This is a genomic window from Rhodococcus sp. FG69 (assembly GCF_057808915.1).
The window spans coordinates 1-17,121 of the sequence record NZ_JBMDIX010000008.1 but is presented as its reverse complement, the minus strand read 5'-3'; the positions used below and the strand labels follow the sequence as shown (position 1 = coordinate 17,121).

Here is a 17,121-nt window from a genome sequence, read left to right as displayed (position 1 = left end):
GGAATGAGTTCCGATTCGACGACGCCAGCAGCCAGATTCTCCTCCGAGATCTACGCCTCACGATTGTCACGAGCTGCCGAGTACGCAGGCCAGGCGGGGCTCGACGCCTTGCTCATCACCCCGGGCCCGGACCTGCAGTACCTTGTCGGTTCACGAGCCGGTTCGTTCGAACGGCTGATCTGTCTCGTGATCCCCGCCGACGGAACGACTCCGACCATTGTGGTGCCCCGGTTGGAGCTTGCCGCGCTGAAGGAATCGGCAGTGGCGGATCTCGGTCTGACGGTTTCGGACTGGGTGGACGGGTTCAGCCCGTACGACATCGTCGCTGCAGGTCTTCCCTCAGGTGCAGCCACCGCGGTGGACGATGCGATGCCTGCGTTGCATTTCGTACCGCTCGCACAGCGTCTCGGCCGAACCCCCATTCTCGCGACGGGGGTCCTTCGTCGGCTGCGCATGCTGAAGGACGACGCGGAGATCGATGCACTTCGCCGCGCCGGGCAGGCCATCGACCGTGTGCACAGCCGGATGGGTGACTTCTTGGCGGTGGGCCGAACCGAGGCCGCTGTCGCCGCAGACATCGCTGCTGCCATCCTCGAGGAGGGGCACACCGAGGCCGCCTTCATCATCGTCGGCTCGGGCCCCCACGGCGCCGATCCGCACCACGAGGTCTCCGACCGGGTCATCGAGGCGGGCGACGTCGTCGTGATAGACATCGGTGGGCCGGTTGCACCCGGATACAACTCGGACTCGACGCGAACGTACGTCCTGGGTGAGCCGACAGCTGAGGTGGCCGCGCAGTACGCCACTCTCGAACGAGCGCAGCAGGCTGCCGTGGACGCAGTCAGGCCTGGCGTGACGGCCGAGTCGATCGATGCCGCGGCTCGCGACATTCTGGTTGCCGAAGGGCTCGGTGAGGCCTTCCTGCATCGCACCGGTCACGGGATCGGGCTGTCCGTGCACGAGGAGCCGTACATCGTGGCAGGCAACGACATCGAACTCACCGAGGGCATGGCATTCAGCATCGAGCCGGGCATCTACTTCCACGGGCTGTGGGGCGCGCGGATCGAAGATATCGTAGTGGTGACCGCCGACGGGTGCGAGTCCGTCAACCTGCGACCACACGGACTGACGGTTCTTCCTATCGGTTGAGCAACGACCTCGAACCCAGAATTCGCCGCACCGCGATTCGAACGACCACTCGTTCGGGATTCTCTCGCGGAACGCGGTAGCGCTGCGCGTACCGATTCTCGGCGTCGACTACGTCGTCCGGTGCGGTGAGTACGTCCGATGCCCCTTCGAGGGTCAGCCATCGTGCTCCATCGACCTGACTCACTGCGGCGTAGCCACCGCGCGTGGCGTTGAGCGCCTTCTGGGACGCCCGACTGGTGATCACCCGAACCACGGAGCTCTCCGCATCCCACGTGAATCCGACGGCAACGACATGCGGCGTTCCGTCCTTGCGGAGGGTCGTCAGTGTCGCAAGATGACGCTCGGCAAGGAACTGGGTTGCATCCGACGTGAGAGACGCGGGGGTGGTGGCCATGCTGCAAACGGTAATCGGCGAGACTGTCGGGTGTGACACCCACTCGCGAAAACGGCACTCTCCTGATCCTCGGCGGACGCAGCGAGATCGGACTGGAAGTCGCCACGCGCCTTGCCCGCGGCAGAACCGTCGTGCTGGCTGCACGGCGAAGTAGTGACATGGGCGAACAGATCGAGAGGGTGTCCGCGGCGGGCGCCAGCGAGGTGGCCACCGTCGAATTCGACGCCGACGATCTGAGCTCCCATGCCGAGTTGTTGCGATCAGTGGCCCAGTCATACGGACAGTTGGCGACTGTCGTGCTGGCGTTCGGGATTCTCGGTGAGCAAGCGAGAGCCGAAGTCGACGCCGCTCATGCGTTGGCGATCATCCATACCGACTACGTCGCACAGGTTTCCGTCCTCACTCATGCCGCGAACCTGTTGCGCGAGCAGGGGAGCGGACAGCTGGTGGTGTTCTCTTCGGTGGCAGGCGTCCGCGTGCGCAAGGCCAACTACGTCTACGGTTCCGCGAAGGCCGGCTTGCACGGTTTTGCCAGCGGCCTGTCCGATGCCCTCCACGGAACCGGTGTCGGTCTCCTGCTCGTCACGCCTGGATTCGTCATCGGGTCGATGACCGAGGGAATGACACCCGCGCCGTTCTCGAGTACTCCGGGTCAGGTGGCCGACGCAGTAGTGCGCGCACTCGCCAAGGGCCGCACCACGGTGTGGGTGCCGGGGATTCTGGCGCCCATCTACCTCATCCTGCACATGGTGCCGGCGTGGTTGTGGCGAAAGCTACCCCGGTGACGGCACTTCCGATCGACGTCGTCGGTATCGGTGCCGACGGGTGGGATGGGCTCGCGGAGTCGGCGCGGAGGGTGGTCGCCGAGGCGGACATGGTGTTCGGTTCGGTGCGGCAGCTCGCCTCGCTGCCTCTCACCGCCGAGCGCCGTCGCTGCTGGCCGAGCCCACTGCTTCCGAACCTGCGATCGCTGATCGACGAGTTCGACGGTCAGCAGATCTGTGTACTCGCGAGCGGGGACCCGATGTTTCACGGGATCGGCGTCAGCCTGGTACGCGAGTTCGGCGCGGCCCGGCTGCGAGTGATTCCTGCGCCGTCGTCGCTGTCGCTGGCATGTGCACGGCTCGGATGGGCAGTACACACCACGACGACCGTGAGCGTGGTGAATTCACCTGTTTCCACCCTCCTGCCCGCATTGTCCGACGGGGTACGAGTACTTGTCCTGTCTCGCAACGAGCAGACCCCCGCAGAGGTAGCCGCGTTGCTTCGCAATTCTGGGTTCGGGCGATCACGTTTCACCGTGTTGGAACAGCTCGGTGGCCCCGACGAGAGAACCCTGTCCACCACAGCGGGTGCATGGGCCCACCCAGCCGGAGATGCGCTGAACGTCGTTGCCATCGAGTGCGTTGCCGATCCTCTCGCTATCAGAACGACTCGTGTCCCCGGGTTACCGGACAGTGTGTACACCGGCGACGGACAGCTCACCAAGTCGGAGGTCCGAGCTCTCACGCTCGCTGCGCTGGCGCCGGCTCCCGGTGAGCTTCTCTGGGACGTCGGCGGGGGATCGGGGTCGATTGCGATCGAATGGATGCGCACCGATCCGCGATGCCGCGCAACGGTGTTCGAATCATCACCGAGCAGGTGTGCGCAGATCGAAACCAACGCTGCGGCCCTGGGCGTACCGGGATTGAACATCATTGCCGGGAAAGCACCGCAGACCTTCGACTCTCGATTCCCCGATGCGGTGTTCATCGGCGGCGGCCTCACCGCGCCGGGCATGATCGATGCCTGCTGGGAACGGCTGGCGCCAGGGGGTCGCCTGGTGGTCAACTCTGTCACCGCGGAGTCCGAAGCGCTTCTGTTGACTTGTGTCTCGCGCTTCGGCGGTTCGCTGCGAAAATTTCAGATCTACCGTGCCGAGCCTCTCGGTTCCTTCACGAGTTGGCGCCCACAGCTTCCCGTTGCGCAATGGATCGCTGTCAAGCTGTGAAGATCTTGCTGCTGGGGGGCACGACGGAGTCGAGGGCTCTCGCCGAGTTGCTCGCGGCAGATACGCGAATCGATGTAGTGACATCGCTAGCGGGGCGCGTGCGCCGGCCGGTATTGCCGGGAGGTGCTGTCAGACTCGGCGGATTCGGTGGGGCCGAGGGTCTCGCCGGATGGATCGTAGACAACGATATCGATGTGGTCGTCGATGCCACGCATCCCTTCGCGGCGGCGATAACAGCGAATGCCCATGCTGCCGCCACCGCCACCGACGTTCCCCTCGTCCAACTCGTGCGTCCGGAATGGCGACCCGAGCCCGGGGACGATTGGGTTTCCGCGGCTTCGGTGACCGAGGCGGCATCGATTGTGGAATCGACTGCGCAGCGGGCATTTCTGACCATCGGACGGCAGGGTGTGAACGCATTCGCACACATCGAGCGGACATGGTTTCTCGTGCGTTGTATCGATCCGCCCGAGGTACCGATGCCTCCGAATCACCGATCGCTACTGACGCGAGGGCCTTTCGACGTCGACGACGAGATAGCTCTGCTACGCGATCATCGCATCGACGTGGTGGTCAGCAAGAACAGCGGAGGAGCGATGACGGAGGCGAAAATCATCGCAGCACGCGCCCTCGGCATCACCGTCGTGATGATCGAGCGACCACTGTTGCCCGTCGGAGATGTCGTCACCGACTCCCCGGAGGCGGTAGTGGACTGGCTGCGGTCGACCGAACCGATCTAGGGATAGCGTCGGGACGTGAAAACCTGAGCACCGCAGCCGGTCCCGACGATTCGAGTCTGCGAGGAACCGATGATCAGCAGGCACCGCATATCGATTTCTCTCGGTTCGAGATCGGCCAGGCGGACGGTGCGGACGGATTCCTGGTCGCTACCGACAGCCCGCCCGATCACCACAGGAGTATCCGGGCCTCGGTGTTCGAGGAGAAGATCGCGCATCGCCCCGACCTGCCACGTTCGCGACTTGGAGGCGGGGTTGTACACCGCGATCGCCATGTCGGCGGCAGCTACGGCTGCCAGTCGTGTGGCCACTATGTCCCACGGCTTCAGACGATCGGACAGCGAGATGACAGCGTAGTCGTGACCGAGTGGGGCTCCGACTCGGCTCGCGACGGCATTGGCCGCTGTCATGCCTGGTACCACCCGGACAGGGACTCCCGACCACTCGGGCTCGGCCGCCACTTCGAGGACGGCAGCTGCCATCGCGAACACGCCAGGGTCGCCGGACGACACAACGACGACGCGCTTTCCCCGTTTGGCCAGGTCGAGCGCGAAAGCCGCCCGCTCGGACTCGACCCTGTTGTCGCTCGCATGACGGACCTGGCCGGTGCGCACAGCGACCCGATCCAGATAGGTTACGTACCCGACCAGATCCGTTGCAGCTGAAAGCTCGTGGCGAACCTCGTCCGTCGTCCACCGGTCGGCACCAGGTCCCAGGCCGACGACGACGACCTCGCCGCGCGATGATTTCTCGGTTCGATTGTTCGAGGGGCTCGGAACCAAGGCGATCGAGAAGTACGGAACCGCTGATGCGTCGACGTCCGCGACATCGAGAACACGCTGTCGTTCGGTGCTCGCACGTTCGACGTATTTGGCCTCGCCGAGCCTCCCCGAAATCTCCAGAGCCTTCACCACAGTCGGAAATGTTCTGCCGAGCTTCATGATCGCAGCGGCATCCGTGGCGCGCAGGCGGCGCGCCAGTTCCTCTACCGGCAACGTTCCCGGCAACACCGTGAAGACTTCGTCGCGTTCGACCAGGGGAGTCGCCAACGCTGCCGACGCCGCGCTGACCGACGTCACCCCCGGAACGACTTCCACGTCGAACCGGTCGGCGAGTCGCTTGTGCATGTGCATGTACGAGCTGTAGAAAAGCGGGTCACCCTCGGCGAGCAGAGCCACTGATCTGCCTGCCTGAAGGTGAGCGGCCAGCCGCGCCGCTGCATTCTCGTAGAATTCGTCTATCGCACCCTGGTAGCCGCCGGGGTGATCGGTGGTCTCGGTTGTCACGGGGTAGACGAGATGTTCTTCGGTTTGATCGTCTCGCATGTATCGGTCCGCGACACCTCGAGAGATGCTGCGCCCGTGCTGCGCGCTGTGGAAGGCAATCACGTCGGCTTCGCCGATGATGCGGGCAGCCTTGACCGTCACGAGTTCTGGGTCGCCCGGTCCGAGACCTACACCCCACAATTTTCCAGGTTTCACAGTCATTCTTCTTCACTCGCAATGGCATTCACTGCGGCGGCGGTGATCGCGCTACCGCCGCGGCGACCGCGGACTACGAGGTACTCCACGCCCAGACCGGACGCGATCAGATCTTCCTTGGATTCCGCTGCACCGATGAACCCGACGGGTCCACCGACGATGGCGGCCGGCTTCGGAGCGCCATCGGCAAGCATCTCGAGAAGATGGAAGAGCGCGGTCGGCGCATTGCCGATCGCGACAACAGCCCCACCGAGTCGGTCGCCCCACAGTTCCAGCGCGGCGGCGGTGCGAGTGGTGCCCATCTTCTCGGCCAGAGCGCGGACCGTCGGATCGGACAACGTACAGACCACTTCGTTGTCTGCAGGTAGGCGTCGGCGGGTCACACCGGCTGCCACCATGTTCGCGTCGCACAGTATCGGCGCGCCCGCATTCAGAGCTGCGCGTGCATCGCGCACGACGTTCGGCGTCGCCGCCACCACCTCGGTCAGATCGACTTCACCACTGGCGTGAATCATGCGGACGACGACCTGGGCGATGCCGGGGGAGAATGCCGACAGGTCTGCTTCGGCCCTGATGGTTGCGAAGGACTGTCGGTAGATCTCCGCACCGTCGCGGATGTAGTCGTGCATGGTGCTCACGATAGGTCAGGTCCGCCGCGCGTCAGGACACCCGGTAGCCGGAAGGTCCGGCAACGACATCGAGTACAGCGCCCTTGGGCTTGCCGCATCTGCGGTCGCAGCCCGACCAATGTTGACGTCCGGAGCGCGTGACGGCGCCGGTCTCGATCGCATCTCTCAAGTCGGATCGAACGTCTGCATGCGACTTCTCGCATCCCGGAGATCCGGTACATGCGCTAGCGTCGATCCAGGGCGAATTCTCGTCGAAGATAAGGCCCATCGGAGCGAGCACCCGTACGACTGCCTCCGCCGCATTCTCGTCGAGATCGCAGACTACGAGACTGCGCCAGGGAGTCATCACGAGCGGCGTGTCGATCGCAGCCAAGAACTCGCCGAGGCGCGCGTCGAGAGTGCCCAGCGCGAGTGCACCTCCGAGAGACACCCATCCATCGTCCTGGGGTATCCAGCCGATGGGCGGAACACCGTCCGGCGCGACGAGCGAATCGACGTTGTCCGCCGGTGTGAGACCCAGCTCTGTGAGTACGCGTGCGCGACCGTCGTCGAGTTCGCTCAACCGCCACTCGGTGGTGCGCATGCGGACGAACGCCCTCGCTGACGCCACCAAGACGTCGACGACGTCGCTTCCAACGATGCGCACCCGCGAGTCGACCCCGGATAACACCAGCGCATACGTGGTGGGGGTCACAGCGCGCACGGCGAAATCCGGGTCGGACGCGATCACGTCACCTCGGCCGTCGTCGAGTGCGAACAACGTCCGCCCGGGAAGGCCGGCCAATTCACGGTCCGCGCACACCGCGTCGTCCAGCGTCGATATCAGCCCGCGCACATCGACGAGACCGCCGACGCGGCCGGTCAGCGGCGACGCGAGTATGTTCCGTACGCGTTCGTGCGTCGCGGACGGCAGCAGGCCCGCGTCTGCGAGTCTGCGGGCCAGCTCATCGCTGTCCTGCACCGCGCGAAACTGAATGTTGCCTCGGGAGGTCAGCTCCATCGATCCGTTGCCGAGGTCGCGGGCAGCCTGGGCGAGGGCGAGCATCTGGCCGGGCGTCAGTTGTCCGCCGGGTAGTCGAACCCGGGCCAACGGACCGTCGGCTGCCTGATGTGTCGACAGCGCACCCGGGCATCTGTCGGGTACAGCTCTCGGATCGGTCGAACTCACGACACCCAGGCTACAAGTGCATCTTGTTCGCAGCTCGCGACCGTTCGCGCTGCTCGCGCATTTTCGCATCGAACTCGGCTCGCCACTGCTCGCTGACCGAGATCGCGTTGCCGCGAGCTTCCTCGACACTGAGCTCGACTGGGAAGCCGTAGGTGTCGTACAGAACGAAAAGTTCTTCGCCGGTCACGAGCCGATCCGACATTCGGACGAGCTCTCGTAGGCCACGTCGCAGAGTCTGCCGGAAGGCTTTCTCCTCCTTGACCAGTGCGGCGATGACGTCGTCGTGGCGCTCGGCCACCTCCGGGTACGCGTCGCGATAGAGATCGGCAATAGTGGGCACGATCTTCTGCAAAAAGTTCTCCTCCACCCCCAACTCGAAGGCGTATCGGATCGCGCGGCGAACCAGGCGTCGCAGGACGTATCCCTGTTCCTTGTTACTCGGACGTACGCCGTCGACCGCCAGAAAGACCGCGCCGCGAAGGTGGTCGGCAACGACCCGCATGGCGGTCGTGTGCGTGTCGTAGGCCTTGCCCGTCACGCTCTGCAGCTGTTCGACGATCGGCCACAGCAGGCTGCTTCGGAACACGTCGGGACTGTTCAGAGCCGCTGCGGCGATCCGCTCCAGACCGCCCCCGTAGTCGACATTTCTGCGTGGCAGGGCTGCAAAACCGTCCTCGGTGCGGGCATACTGCATGAACACTGAATTTCCCAGCTCGATGTACCGGCCGCAGTCGCAGTTCTGGTGGCAGTACTGCCCGTACGCGGTGTCGTGTTGGACGTCCGGGTAGAGGTAGAAGACCTCCGAATCAGGTCCACCAGGTTCGCCGACCGGCATCGCTTCGGCCGCGCCTGCCCGGCACCACCAGTTCTTGCCGCCGTAGAACGCGATGCGGGCACCGTGGTTGCCCACTTCGCCGCCTTGTCGCTCGGTTCCGAGGTCGACCTGGTCGGCATCGATGCCCGCAGTGTCGAACAGCGAAGCCCAGATGTCGGCGCTCTCGGTGTCCTTGGGAATGCCGTTTTGTTCGTCTCCTGCGAAGCAGGTCACGTAGATCCTGGCGGGATCGAGTCCGACGACATCGGTCAGAAACTCCCAGAACCACGGAATCTGCTCGGATTTGAAGTAGTCGCCCAGGCTCCAGTTGCCGAGCATCTCGAAAAAAGTCGTATGACGGTTGTCGCCGACTTCTTCTATGTCCTGGACGCGGACGCACGGCTGACTGTCGGTCAGTCTGGTGCCATCCGGATGCTCTGCACCCAGCAGATAGGGCAGGAGTTGCTGCATCCCACTGCCGTTGAAGAGAGTTGTCGGATCATTTCGCGGGACGAGGTTCGCCCGCTCGATCGGGTGATGTCCGCGTGCCGAGTAGAACTGCAGGTAGGCGCTGCGTATGGCTCTGGCATCCATTCGAAGGATGCTACGTCCGTTCGGTAGAGTTCGCGGTTGGATCGGCTCGGGCCGAGAGGAAGCCGGTGTAAGTCCGGAGCGGTCGCGCCACTGTCACAGCCAGACCCTCTCCCGCGAGCTCGAGAACTGCATGGCAACCGAGGGGCGCGAAACCCTTCAGGAGGGCGTTACCTGTGATCCTGCTCCTGTCCACGTCGGACACCGATCTACTCAGCGCGCGAGCAAGCGGCGTCGATTACCGGTGGGGGAACCCGTCCAGGCTGCTCGCCGACGACGTTCCCGAGCTGGCAATGGGTGCCGAACTGATCGTTCTACGAATCCTCGGATCGAAACGGTCGTGGGAGGAGGGCGTGGATGCAGTACTCGCCACGGGGCTTCCCGTAGTCGTTCTCGGTGGCGAGCAAGCACCGGACGCCGAGTTGATGGAATTGTCGACGGTTCCGGGGAACGTCGCCGCCCAAGCGCACAATTATCTCGCCGAAGGCGGGCCGGAGAATCTGGCGCAGCTGTTCGGCTTCCTCTCCGACACCGTGCTCCTCACCGGACATGGATTCTCAGCTCCGGCGCACACGCCGACCTGGGGCGTTCTCGAGCGCACGCAGCACGCCGACGCAACGGGGCCCGTCATTGCGATTCTGTATTACCGCGCCCAACATCTCGCCGGTAACACCGCCTACATCGACGCACTGAGTTCGGCCGTCGAGTCGGCGGGCGGCAGGGCGCTACCGATCTTCTGCGCGTCTCTGCGGACTGCCGAGCGTGAACTCCTGGACACACTGAAGTCTGCCGACGCGATGATCGTGACCGTGCTGGCCGCAGGCGGGACCAAGCCTGCAGGTGCGTCGGCAGGTGGGGACGACGAAGCGTGGGACGTCGCGGAACTGGCTGCCCTCGACGTACCGATCCTGCAGGGCCTGTGCCTGACCAGTAGTCGTGCGACGTGGAACGAGAACGACGACGGTCTATCGCCGCTCGATGTCGCGACTCAGGTCGCCGTTCCCGAGTTCGACGGCCGACTCATCACAGTTCCGTTCTCGTTCAAGGAGATCGACGGTGACGGCTTGACGACGTACGTCCCCGATCACGAGCGGGCGGCGCGTGTGGCAGGAATCGCAGTTCGGCACGCGAAACTACGGCATATCCCGGCTTCGGATCGACGGATCGCGCTCATGTTCTCGGCGTATCCGACCAAACACGCTCGGATCGGCAACGCAGTCGGGCTCGATACTCCAGCCAGCGCGATCGCCCTGATGACCGATATGCGTAGCGCCGGATACGATCTCGGACCCATGGACGGTCCGGATGCAATCCCGGGCCTGGCAGCGCGCGACGGTGATGCCCTCATCCACGCGCTGATCGCCCGCGGTGGTCAGGATCCGGACTGGCTGACTGCCGAGCAGCTCGAAGGTAACCCGATTCGTATCTCGGCTGCGCGGTATCGGTCGTGGTTCGCTAGCTTGCCCGAGGACCTGACGTCCGCTGTCGAGGAGCACTGGGGGCCGGCACCGGGCGATCTGTACGTCGATCGATCCTCGGATCCCGACGGTGAGATCGTGATCGCAGCAATGCAATTCGGAAACGTCGTCATCATGGTCCAGCCGCCGCGCGGGTTCGGCGAGAGACCAGTTGCGATCTATCACGACCCGGATCTGCCGCCGAGCCACCACTACCTGGCTGCCTACCGCTGGATTCGAGCTTCGACTGCCGACGGCGGGTTCGGGGCGGACGCGATGGTGCATCTCGGCAAGCACGGGAACCTCGAATGGTTGCCGGGCAAGACCCTCGGAATGTCCGCATCGTGTGGCACCGATGCCGCGCTCGGCGACCTGCCGCTGATCTACCCGTTCCTCGTCAATGATCCCGGCGAGGGAACTCAGGCCAAGCGGCGTGCGCACGCAACCCTCGTCGACCATCTCATTCCTCCGATGGCCCGCGCAGAGAGCTACGGCGACATCGCACGTCTCGAGCAGCTGCTCGACGAGCACGCCAACATCTCAGCCCTCGACCCAGCAAAACTGCCTGCCATTCGTCAGCAGATCTGGACCCTGATGACGGCAGCGCAGATGCACCATGATCTCGGTCTGGAGGAGCGGCCTGACGAGGAAGTATTCGACGACATGCTGCTTCATGTCGATGGCTGGCTATGCGAGATCAAGGACGTGCAGATTCGAGACGGCCTGCACATTCTCGGGCAAGAGCCCGTCGGCGACGCCGAAGTCGAGCTCGTCCTCGCCATGCTTCGCGCACGCCAGATGTGGGGCGGTGAGCAGTCTGTTCCCGGACTGAGGGAAGCTCTCGGCCTCAGCGAAGACGGCGACGAGGAACGTGTCCGTGTCGACGAAGTCGAGTCGATCGCTCATGGTCTCGTCGCGGAGATGCAGCAGACCCAGTGGGACCCGGCCGAAGCCGAGCGGGTTGCCGGCGAGCACGGTTCGACGGTCGCGGAGATTCTTCGATTTGCAGCCACCGAGGTGGTGCCTCGTCTACGGGGAACCTCTCGTGAGATCGATCAGGTTCTGCATGCGCTCGACGGCGGATTCATCGCCGCGGGCCCGAGCGGTTCGCCCCTACGAGGCTTGATCAACGTGTTGCCGACCGGACGCAACTTCTATTCGGTCGATCCGAAGGCCGTGCCGTCGAAACTGGCATGGGAAACGGGTCAGGCGATGGCTGAATCGCTTCTGGCGCGATACAGACAGGACCATGGCGAGTGGCCGAAGTCGGTCGGTCTCTCGGTGTGGGGCACGTCGGCCATGCGGACTTCCGGAGACGATGTCGCCGAGGTCTTCGCGCTCCTCGGGGTGTCACCGGTGTGGGACGAGGCATCGCGCCGCGTCACGAGGCTCTCGGTGATCGAGCTCGAGGAACTCGGCCGACCACGTATCGACGTGACGGTGCGAATCAGCGGCTTCTTCCGAGATGCATTCCCCCATGTGCTGGCATTGCTCGACGACGCGGTGCGACTCGTCGCAGCGCTCGACGAGCCCGCGGATCAGAACTTCGTTCGCGCGCATGCCCAGGCGGATCTTGCCGAGCATGGCGACGAACGGCGTTCGACGACAAGAATCTTCGGATCGAAGCCGGGTACCTACGGTGCAGGTCTGTTGCAGTTGATCGACAGCAAGACCTGGCGCAGCGACACAGATCTTGCGCAGGTTTACACGACGTGGGGTGGCTTTGCGTACGGACGAGGACTCGACGGAGTTCCCGCGTCGGACGACATGCGGACTGCATACAAACGGATCGCGGTTGCGGCGAAGAACACCGACACTCGAGAACACGACATCGCCGACTCGGACGACTACTTCCAGTACCACGGGGGCATGGTTGCCACCGTTCGTGCGTTGACGGGCAAGTCTCCAGAGGCGTACATCGGCGACAGCACACGGCCTGAGTCCGTGCGCACCCGCACGTTGTCGGAGGAAACTGCCCGCGTGTTCCGTGCGCGGGTGGTCAATCCGCGGTGGCTCGAAGCGATGCGTCGACACGGTTACAAGGGCGCGTTCGAGATGGCCGCGACCGTCGACTACCTGTTCGGGTACGACGCCACCACCAATGTCGTCGCGGACTGGATGTACGAGAAGCTCGCCGAGACCTATGTGCTCGATGAGCAGAATCAGAAGTTCATGAAGCAATCGAACCCGTGGGCGTTGCACGGCATCGCCGAGCGGTTGCTCGAGGCCGCCGAACGCGAGATGTGGGCCGAACCCGATGCCCAGATCCTGAATGGGCTGCGTCAGATCTATCTGGAAACAGAAGGAGATTTGGAGGGGGAATAGCCGTATTCTTGGCCCATGGCCACGTTTCAGGAGATTGCAGACGGAAAGTACGTCTCGCTCACGACGTTCAAGAAGGACGGCACGCCCGTCGCCACCCCGTTGTGGGGAGCGCGCGACGGCGACAGACTGTTGGTCTGGACCACTGCAGACTCGTGGAAGGTCAAGCGGATCAAGCGAAACGCCGCGGTGACTGTCGCGCCGTGCTCGGCTCGTGGAAAAGTTACGGGCGAGAAGATCAGCGGTGTCGCCGAGATACTCGACTCGGCCGGTACGGAAAAAGCTCGAGCCGCGATATCCTCGAAATACGGCATCCTCGGATGGTTGACGGTGAAGGGCAGTTCGCTACGGCGTGGCAAGTCGGGCACTGTGGGCATTTCGGTCGTGCCGGCCTGAATTTCGACGCATACTTCTCGGTGTGCCCCCTACGTCGGTAGCTGATCTGGTACTGCTTGGAACCGTGCTGACGGTCGACCCGTCTTTACCCACCGCCGGGGCGGTCGCTGTTCGAGCCGGCAAAATCGTGACGGTGGGTTCCCGAGACGAGATCGAAGAGCAGATCGGGCCAGAGACCCGTGTCGTCGACGTCGGCGACGGATGCGTGATGCCTGGATTGGTCGAGGCGCACGGGCATCCACTGATGGAAGCGCTGGTGTTGTCGGACCGCATGGTCGATATTCGTCCAGTCACGATGAAGAATTCCGATGACGTGGTAGCGGCTATTCGGCGCGAAGTCGCGCGGCGAGGCGCGGAAGGTGCGTTCCTGAGCGGATGGGACGCCCTGCTGCAGAACGGACTGCCTGAACCTTCGCTTGCATGGTTGAACTCGATTGCGCCTACGACACCGCTTGTCGTGCTGCATAATTCGGGCCATCTCGCGTTCTTCAACTCGGCCGCAGCCTCGAGTGTCGGGCTGGACCGGAACACGCCGGACCCCAAGGGGGCGGCATACGGTCGCGACGCAGACGGCGAATTGGACGGAACTGCCCGCGAAACAGGAGCCGTGTTCCCTCTGGTTGCGGGTGCGATGACCGCCGGCGCATACCCGGCGATGCTTGTCGCCGAGTGCGCACGATTGAATCGCGCAGGGCTGACGACGTGCTCCGAGATGGCATACGACCCCGACTTCGGTCCCGCAGTCGACGCACTGAGTGCATCGGGTGCGCTCACCGTCCGGCTCCGAACCTACGAGATGTCGAACCCGTCGATGACAGCACACAACCAACCCTCGAGCGGCGACGACATGGTTCGCCACACCGGCATCAAGATATGGGTCGACGGCTCCCCGTGGATCGGAAACATCGACCTGACGTTTCCATACCTCGATACGGACGCAACGAGGGCCATCGGCGTCCAGCCGGGATCCTGCGGACATGCCAACTACACCCGCGAGCAGTTGACCGACATCGTCGACGCATACTTCCCGCGAGGGTGGCCGATAGCCTGCCACGTCATGGGGGACAATGGGATCGATACCATCCTCGACGTGTACCAGAGCGCCCTCGAGCGCCACCCGCGGTCCGATCATCGTCTGCGGCTGGAGCATGTGGGCGCCATTCGCCAGGATCAATTGGAACGAGCAGTCGCGCTGGGCGTCACGTGCAGTTTGTTCGTCGATCAGATTCACTACTGGGGTGATGTTCTGGTCGATGGACTGTTCGGTCCCGAACACGGAACACGCTGGATGCCTGCGGGTTCGGCGGTTGCGGCGGGCATGCGAATCTCGCTACACAACGACCCGCCCGTCACGCCCGAGGAGCCGCTGCGCAACATTTCGGTCGCAGTAACACGAACCACTCCGAGCGGACGCGTGTCCGCCCCCGAGGAACGGCTCACCGTCGAGCAGGCGATTCGCGCGCAGACCATCGATGCAGCGTGGCAGTTGTTTGCGGACGATATCGTCGGGTCGATCGAGGTGGGGAAGTACGCGGACTTCGTTGTCTTGTCTGCAGACCCACGTGAGATACCCCCGGAGAAGATCGCCGAACTGGACGTTCGAGCGACCTTCCTCGGCGGAGTGCAGGTCTACAACGGATCAGCCTAGAAGTGCCGGAATCCATGGATCACTTACTCTGCCTGACCAATTCGCGAGGCGCTCGGTCGGTCCGGCGCCCGGTCGTGACTCGACGACCTCGTCGAAGGGCATGAAGTTGCGTGTGTCTGCCGGGATTGCCTTCACTGCCGCGGTCAGCACAGGCGTCACCATCCCGGGGGGTGCTTCGTACGATTGGCCGGTTGCGACAGCGAGGTCCCACCCGTGCACGAATGTTTCGTTCAGATAGGCCCACATCGCTGCGCGGCCGGGAACCACACCCCATGGTGCGGCGACCGTCGTATCGAGCTTTACGTCGTCTTCCCAGGCTTTCGTTGCTGCTGCAGCTTCGGCCGTGTACGCCGAGCTGGGATCGCCGAAGCCCTCCAGTACGAACGGCACCGATTCCGCACTGCCGCCGTTGCCCATCGTGGCAGCGCGTCGAACACCGGCGAGCTGGTGTCCGATCAGCGTAGCGACGTCGAACTCGGTGCACGGCGTGGGGAGCGGCATCTGTTCGGTGCGCACTTCTCGGATCAGTGCGGCGACCCAGTCGAGGGCATCGCGGTAGAGGTGACGGGGATCGATGTCTGGTGCGGTCATGTGAACAGTCAAACTGCTATATATGTCACCTTGTGTCATATATTTCTGAAATGATCGGTCGATGCGGGCAGACAGGCTGATTTCGTTGGTCCTCCTGCTGCGCAATCGCGGACGAATGTCGGCGTCACAACTCGCGCACGAGTTGGAGGTGTCCGAACGGACGGTAATGCGTGATATCGACGCACTGTCGACGTCAGGTTTTCCCGTCTTCGCCGAACGCGGACGGCACGGTGGATTCGAGCTCCTTCCGGGCTTCACCACCGACCTGACCGGACTGACAGTCGAGGAAGCCACGGCACTGTTGTCAGCCGATGCGTCGGCATCACTCGGAATGTCCACGTCGTTCGCTTCGGCGATGCGAAAGGTTGCTGCGTCGCTTCCAGAGGATCAGCGGCGTGTGGCTACGGACGTGGCCGATCGTGTACTGGTTCGCCCAGACGGGTGGCTCGGAGACGGTCCAAGAGACCAGCACCTGGGAGTCGTCCAACAGGCTGTGTTCGAAGGCAGGCGCCTGCAGATCGAGTACGAGGGGCGCGCCAAACCTGCGCGCGTGCGCACGGTCGACCCTCTCGGGCTGGTCTATGCCGCCGGCACTTGGTATCTGTTGGCGACCTGCGACGGGCGGGATCGGACGTATCGGGTGGGGCGCATTCTGTTTGCAACGGTGACCGACGACCCTGCACAGCGAAGCGCGTCGATCGACCTCGCTGCGATGTGGGACGCCAGGCGCGCGCAGTTCCGGGAAACTCGAAACCTTGTCGACGTTCGACTTCGAGTCCGCGCCGAATGTGTGAAGCAGGTCGAGGCAACAGCAATTCAGATCGGCGAAGTTTGTGACGAGCGCGACGGATGGTTGGAACTGAACGTCGTTCTCGGCGGTTCGGCCCACGCAGGGTCGCTCGTCTGGATGCTGGGTGGCGACTGCGAAGTACTGGGACCCGCAGAGCTGCGCGCGGAGATCCACCTCCGTGCGCAACGGATGATGTCGAGTCACGCTCCCTAGACTTGATTGCGCCAACGCCATTCGCTGCGAAACGGGCTGCCCGGTAGCTCTATCCTGCCAGTGGCCCACAGTAGTTCGGAGTAGCTACCGGCCGTCTGCGTGCCCGCGACCTCAGGAAAGAGCCTGACCACTGTGCGTCTGCACACTGCTTCGTGAGGTGCCCATTCGACCTCAGTGCCCGAGAAGATGTCGTGACCGTGGACGATCACTTCCACGCACGCCATTGCCGCAAAGCCCTCGCCGCCGGTTCGGCCGTAAACGTGGTCGGCAGTGACACGCGGGGGAGTCGCTTCGGCGATCGCGATCAGCAAATTCGACGCCGAGCCGATCAAGGCTGCAATTCCCTGCGGGCCTGCAGCACGTTTCGAGTGGACGAGTTCGTCGGGTGCGCCGACCCGCCGTCTCGTGGTCTCGAACGGAAGGTCGGCGGGATATGACGGCGCAGCCAACGTCGCCGCGTAGACGAAGAGGTCGTCTGCCAGGTGTTCTGCGGTCTCCCACCGGGTCCAGGCGAGCCTTCCTGCCTGCTCGTCCCACTGACCCATCGGAACGCGCATGACACCATCGAGGAGTGTGTTTACAAGATGTCGAACATCTTGGGTGCGAGTTGCCACCGAGTCGGTCATGGATCGCACGCTGCCTTCATGCGTCCGGTGTTGTCCAGCATATTTTCTCCACTGCTCTTGTGTGCGGTCGTAGTTCGGGTGGGCTGAAGTAGTTGTTGCCGTGTGGGTCGGTGGTGCGGATGACG

Annotated in this window: 15 protein-coding genes; 8 read left to right on the top strand and 7 right to left on the bottom strand. The window is 63.8% G+C overall.

Annotation, left to right across the window (positions count from 1 at the left end; all coding sequences use genetic code 11):
• Window positions 1-3 precede the first annotated feature (3 nt).
• Window positions 4-1,149: a M24 family metallopeptidase gene (locus tag ACODSO_RS08320; RefSeq protein ID WP_489036385.1), complete on the top strand. Its 1,146-nt coding sequence runs from the start codon at window positions 4-6 to the stop codon at window positions 1,147-1,149.
• On the opposite strand, the gene ACODSO_RS08315 is transcribed toward ACODSO_RS08320, so the two are convergent.
• Complete coding sequence (locus tag ACODSO_RS08315) at window positions 1,139-1,543, bottom strand: TIGR03618 family F420-dependent PPOX class oxidoreductase (RefSeq protein WP_489036383.1); 405 nt, start codon at window positions 1,541-1,543, stop codon at window positions 1,139-1,141. The genes ACODSO_RS08320 and ACODSO_RS08315 overlap by 11 nt on opposite strands.
• Window positions 1,544-1,566: 23 nt before the next feature.
• On the opposite strand from ACODSO_RS08315, the gene dprE2 reads away from it, so the two are divergent.
• The 3 genes from dprE2 to ACODSO_RS08300 are packed head-to-tail and all read left to right on the top strand — an operon-like array spanning window position 1,567 to window position 4,273.
• Window positions 1,567-2,328, top strand: coding sequence for a decaprenylphospho-beta-D-erythro-pentofuranosid-2-ulose 2-reductase (gene dprE2 / locus ACODSO_RS08310; RefSeq protein ID WP_489036536.1), 762 nt, complete (start codon window positions 1,567-1,569; stop codon window positions 2,326-2,328).
• Entirely contained in the window at window positions 2,307-3,533 is a 1,227-nt protein-coding gene (gene cbiE / locus ACODSO_RS08305) for a precorrin-6y C5,15-methyltransferase (decarboxylating) subunit CbiE (protein WP_489036534.1), read from the top strand. Before dprE2 ends, cbiE begins: the two co-directional genes overlap by 22 nt.
• The gene (locus tag ACODSO_RS08300; RefSeq protein WP_489036382.1) at window positions 3,512-4,273 is read left to right on the top strand and encodes a cobalt-precorrin-6A reductase; all 762 of its coding nucleotides are present in this window, start codon (window positions 3,512-3,514) and stop codon (window positions 4,271-4,273) included. Before cbiE ends, ACODSO_RS08300 begins: the two co-directional genes overlap by 22 nt.
• Here the strand turns inward: ACODSO_RS08300 and cobJ are convergent.
• From cobJ to ACODSO_RS08280, 4 genes are read right to left on the bottom strand one after another with little or no spacing between them, the layout of a single operon-like run.
• On the bottom strand, window positions 4,270-5,757 hold the full coding sequence (gene cobJ / locus ACODSO_RS08295) for a precorrin-3B C(17)-methyltransferase (RefSeq protein WP_489036381.1): 1,488 nt from the start codon (window positions 5,755-5,757) through the stop codon (window positions 4,270-4,272). The genes ACODSO_RS08300 and cobJ overlap by 4 nt on opposite strands.
• Window positions 5,754-6,380, bottom strand: coding sequence for a precorrin-8X methylmutase (locus tag ACODSO_RS08290; RefSeq protein ID WP_489036379.1), 627 nt, complete (start codon window positions 6,378-6,380; stop codon window positions 5,754-5,756). Before ACODSO_RS08290 ends, cobJ begins: the two co-directional genes overlap by 4 nt.
• A gap of 31 nt (window positions 6,381-6,411) precedes the next feature.
• Window positions 6,412-7,548, bottom strand: a complete 1,137-nt coding sequence (cobG, locus tag ACODSO_RS08285) for a precorrin-3B synthase (protein WP_489036378.1) — start codon at window positions 7,546-7,548, stop codon at window positions 6,412-6,414.
• Between the two features lie 10 nt (window positions 7,549-7,558).
• Window positions 7,559-8,956: an alanine--tRNA ligase-related protein gene (locus ACODSO_RS08280; protein WP_489036377.1), complete on the bottom strand. Its 1,398-nt coding sequence runs from the start codon at window positions 8,954-8,956 to the stop codon at window positions 7,559-7,561.
• Window positions 8,957-9,129: 173 nt separating this feature from the next.
• On the opposite strand from ACODSO_RS08280, the gene cobN reads away from it, so the two are divergent.
• Genes cobN through ACODSO_RS08265 form a run of 3 tightly spaced genes read left to right on the top strand, consistent with a single transcriptional unit; the run spans window position 9,130 to window position 14,776 of the window.
• The gene (cobN, locus tag ACODSO_RS08275; RefSeq protein WP_489036375.1) at window positions 9,130-12,735 is read left to right on the top strand and encodes a cobaltochelatase subunit CobN; all 3,606 of its coding nucleotides are present in this window, start codon (window positions 9,130-9,132) and stop codon (window positions 12,733-12,735) included.
• Between the two features lie 15 nt (window positions 12,736-12,750).
• On the top strand, window positions 12,751-13,128 hold the full coding sequence (locus tag ACODSO_RS08270; protein WP_489036374.1) for a PPOX class F420-dependent oxidoreductase: 378 nt from the start codon (window positions 12,751-12,753) through the stop codon (window positions 13,126-13,128).
• Between the two features lie 22 nt (window positions 13,129-13,150).
• Window positions 13,151-14,776 (top strand): amidohydrolase, encoded by a 1,626-nt coding sequence (locus ACODSO_RS08265; RefSeq protein ID WP_489036372.1) that lies wholly within the window; start codon window positions 13,151-13,153, stop codon window positions 14,774-14,776.
• Here ACODSO_RS08265 and ACODSO_RS08260 read toward each other — a convergent pair.
• Window positions 14,768-15,367, bottom strand: coding sequence for a TIGR03086 family metal-binding protein (locus ACODSO_RS08260; protein ID WP_489036371.1), 600 nt, complete (start codon window positions 15,365-15,367; stop codon window positions 14,768-14,770). The genes ACODSO_RS08265 and ACODSO_RS08260 overlap by 9 nt on opposite strands.
• Window positions 15,368-15,428: 61 nt before the next feature.
• Here ACODSO_RS08260 and ACODSO_RS08255 point away from each other — a divergent pair, with 61 nt between their 5' ends.
• Window positions 15,429-16,370 (top strand): helix-turn-helix transcriptional regulator, encoded by a 942-nt coding sequence (locus ACODSO_RS08255; RefSeq protein ID WP_489036369.1) that lies wholly within the window; start codon window positions 15,429-15,431, stop codon window positions 16,368-16,370.
• Here ACODSO_RS08255 and ACODSO_RS08250 read toward each other — a convergent pair.
• Window positions 16,367-16,996 carry a maleylpyruvate isomerase N-terminal domain-containing protein gene (locus ACODSO_RS08250; RefSeq protein WP_489036368.1) on the bottom strand — a complete coding sequence of 210 codons (630 nt, stop codon included), beginning with the start codon at window positions 16,994-16,996 and terminating at the stop codon, window positions 16,367-16,369. The genes ACODSO_RS08255 and ACODSO_RS08250 overlap by 4 nt on opposite strands.
• Between the last annotated feature and the right edge of the window lie 125 nt (window positions 16,997-17,121).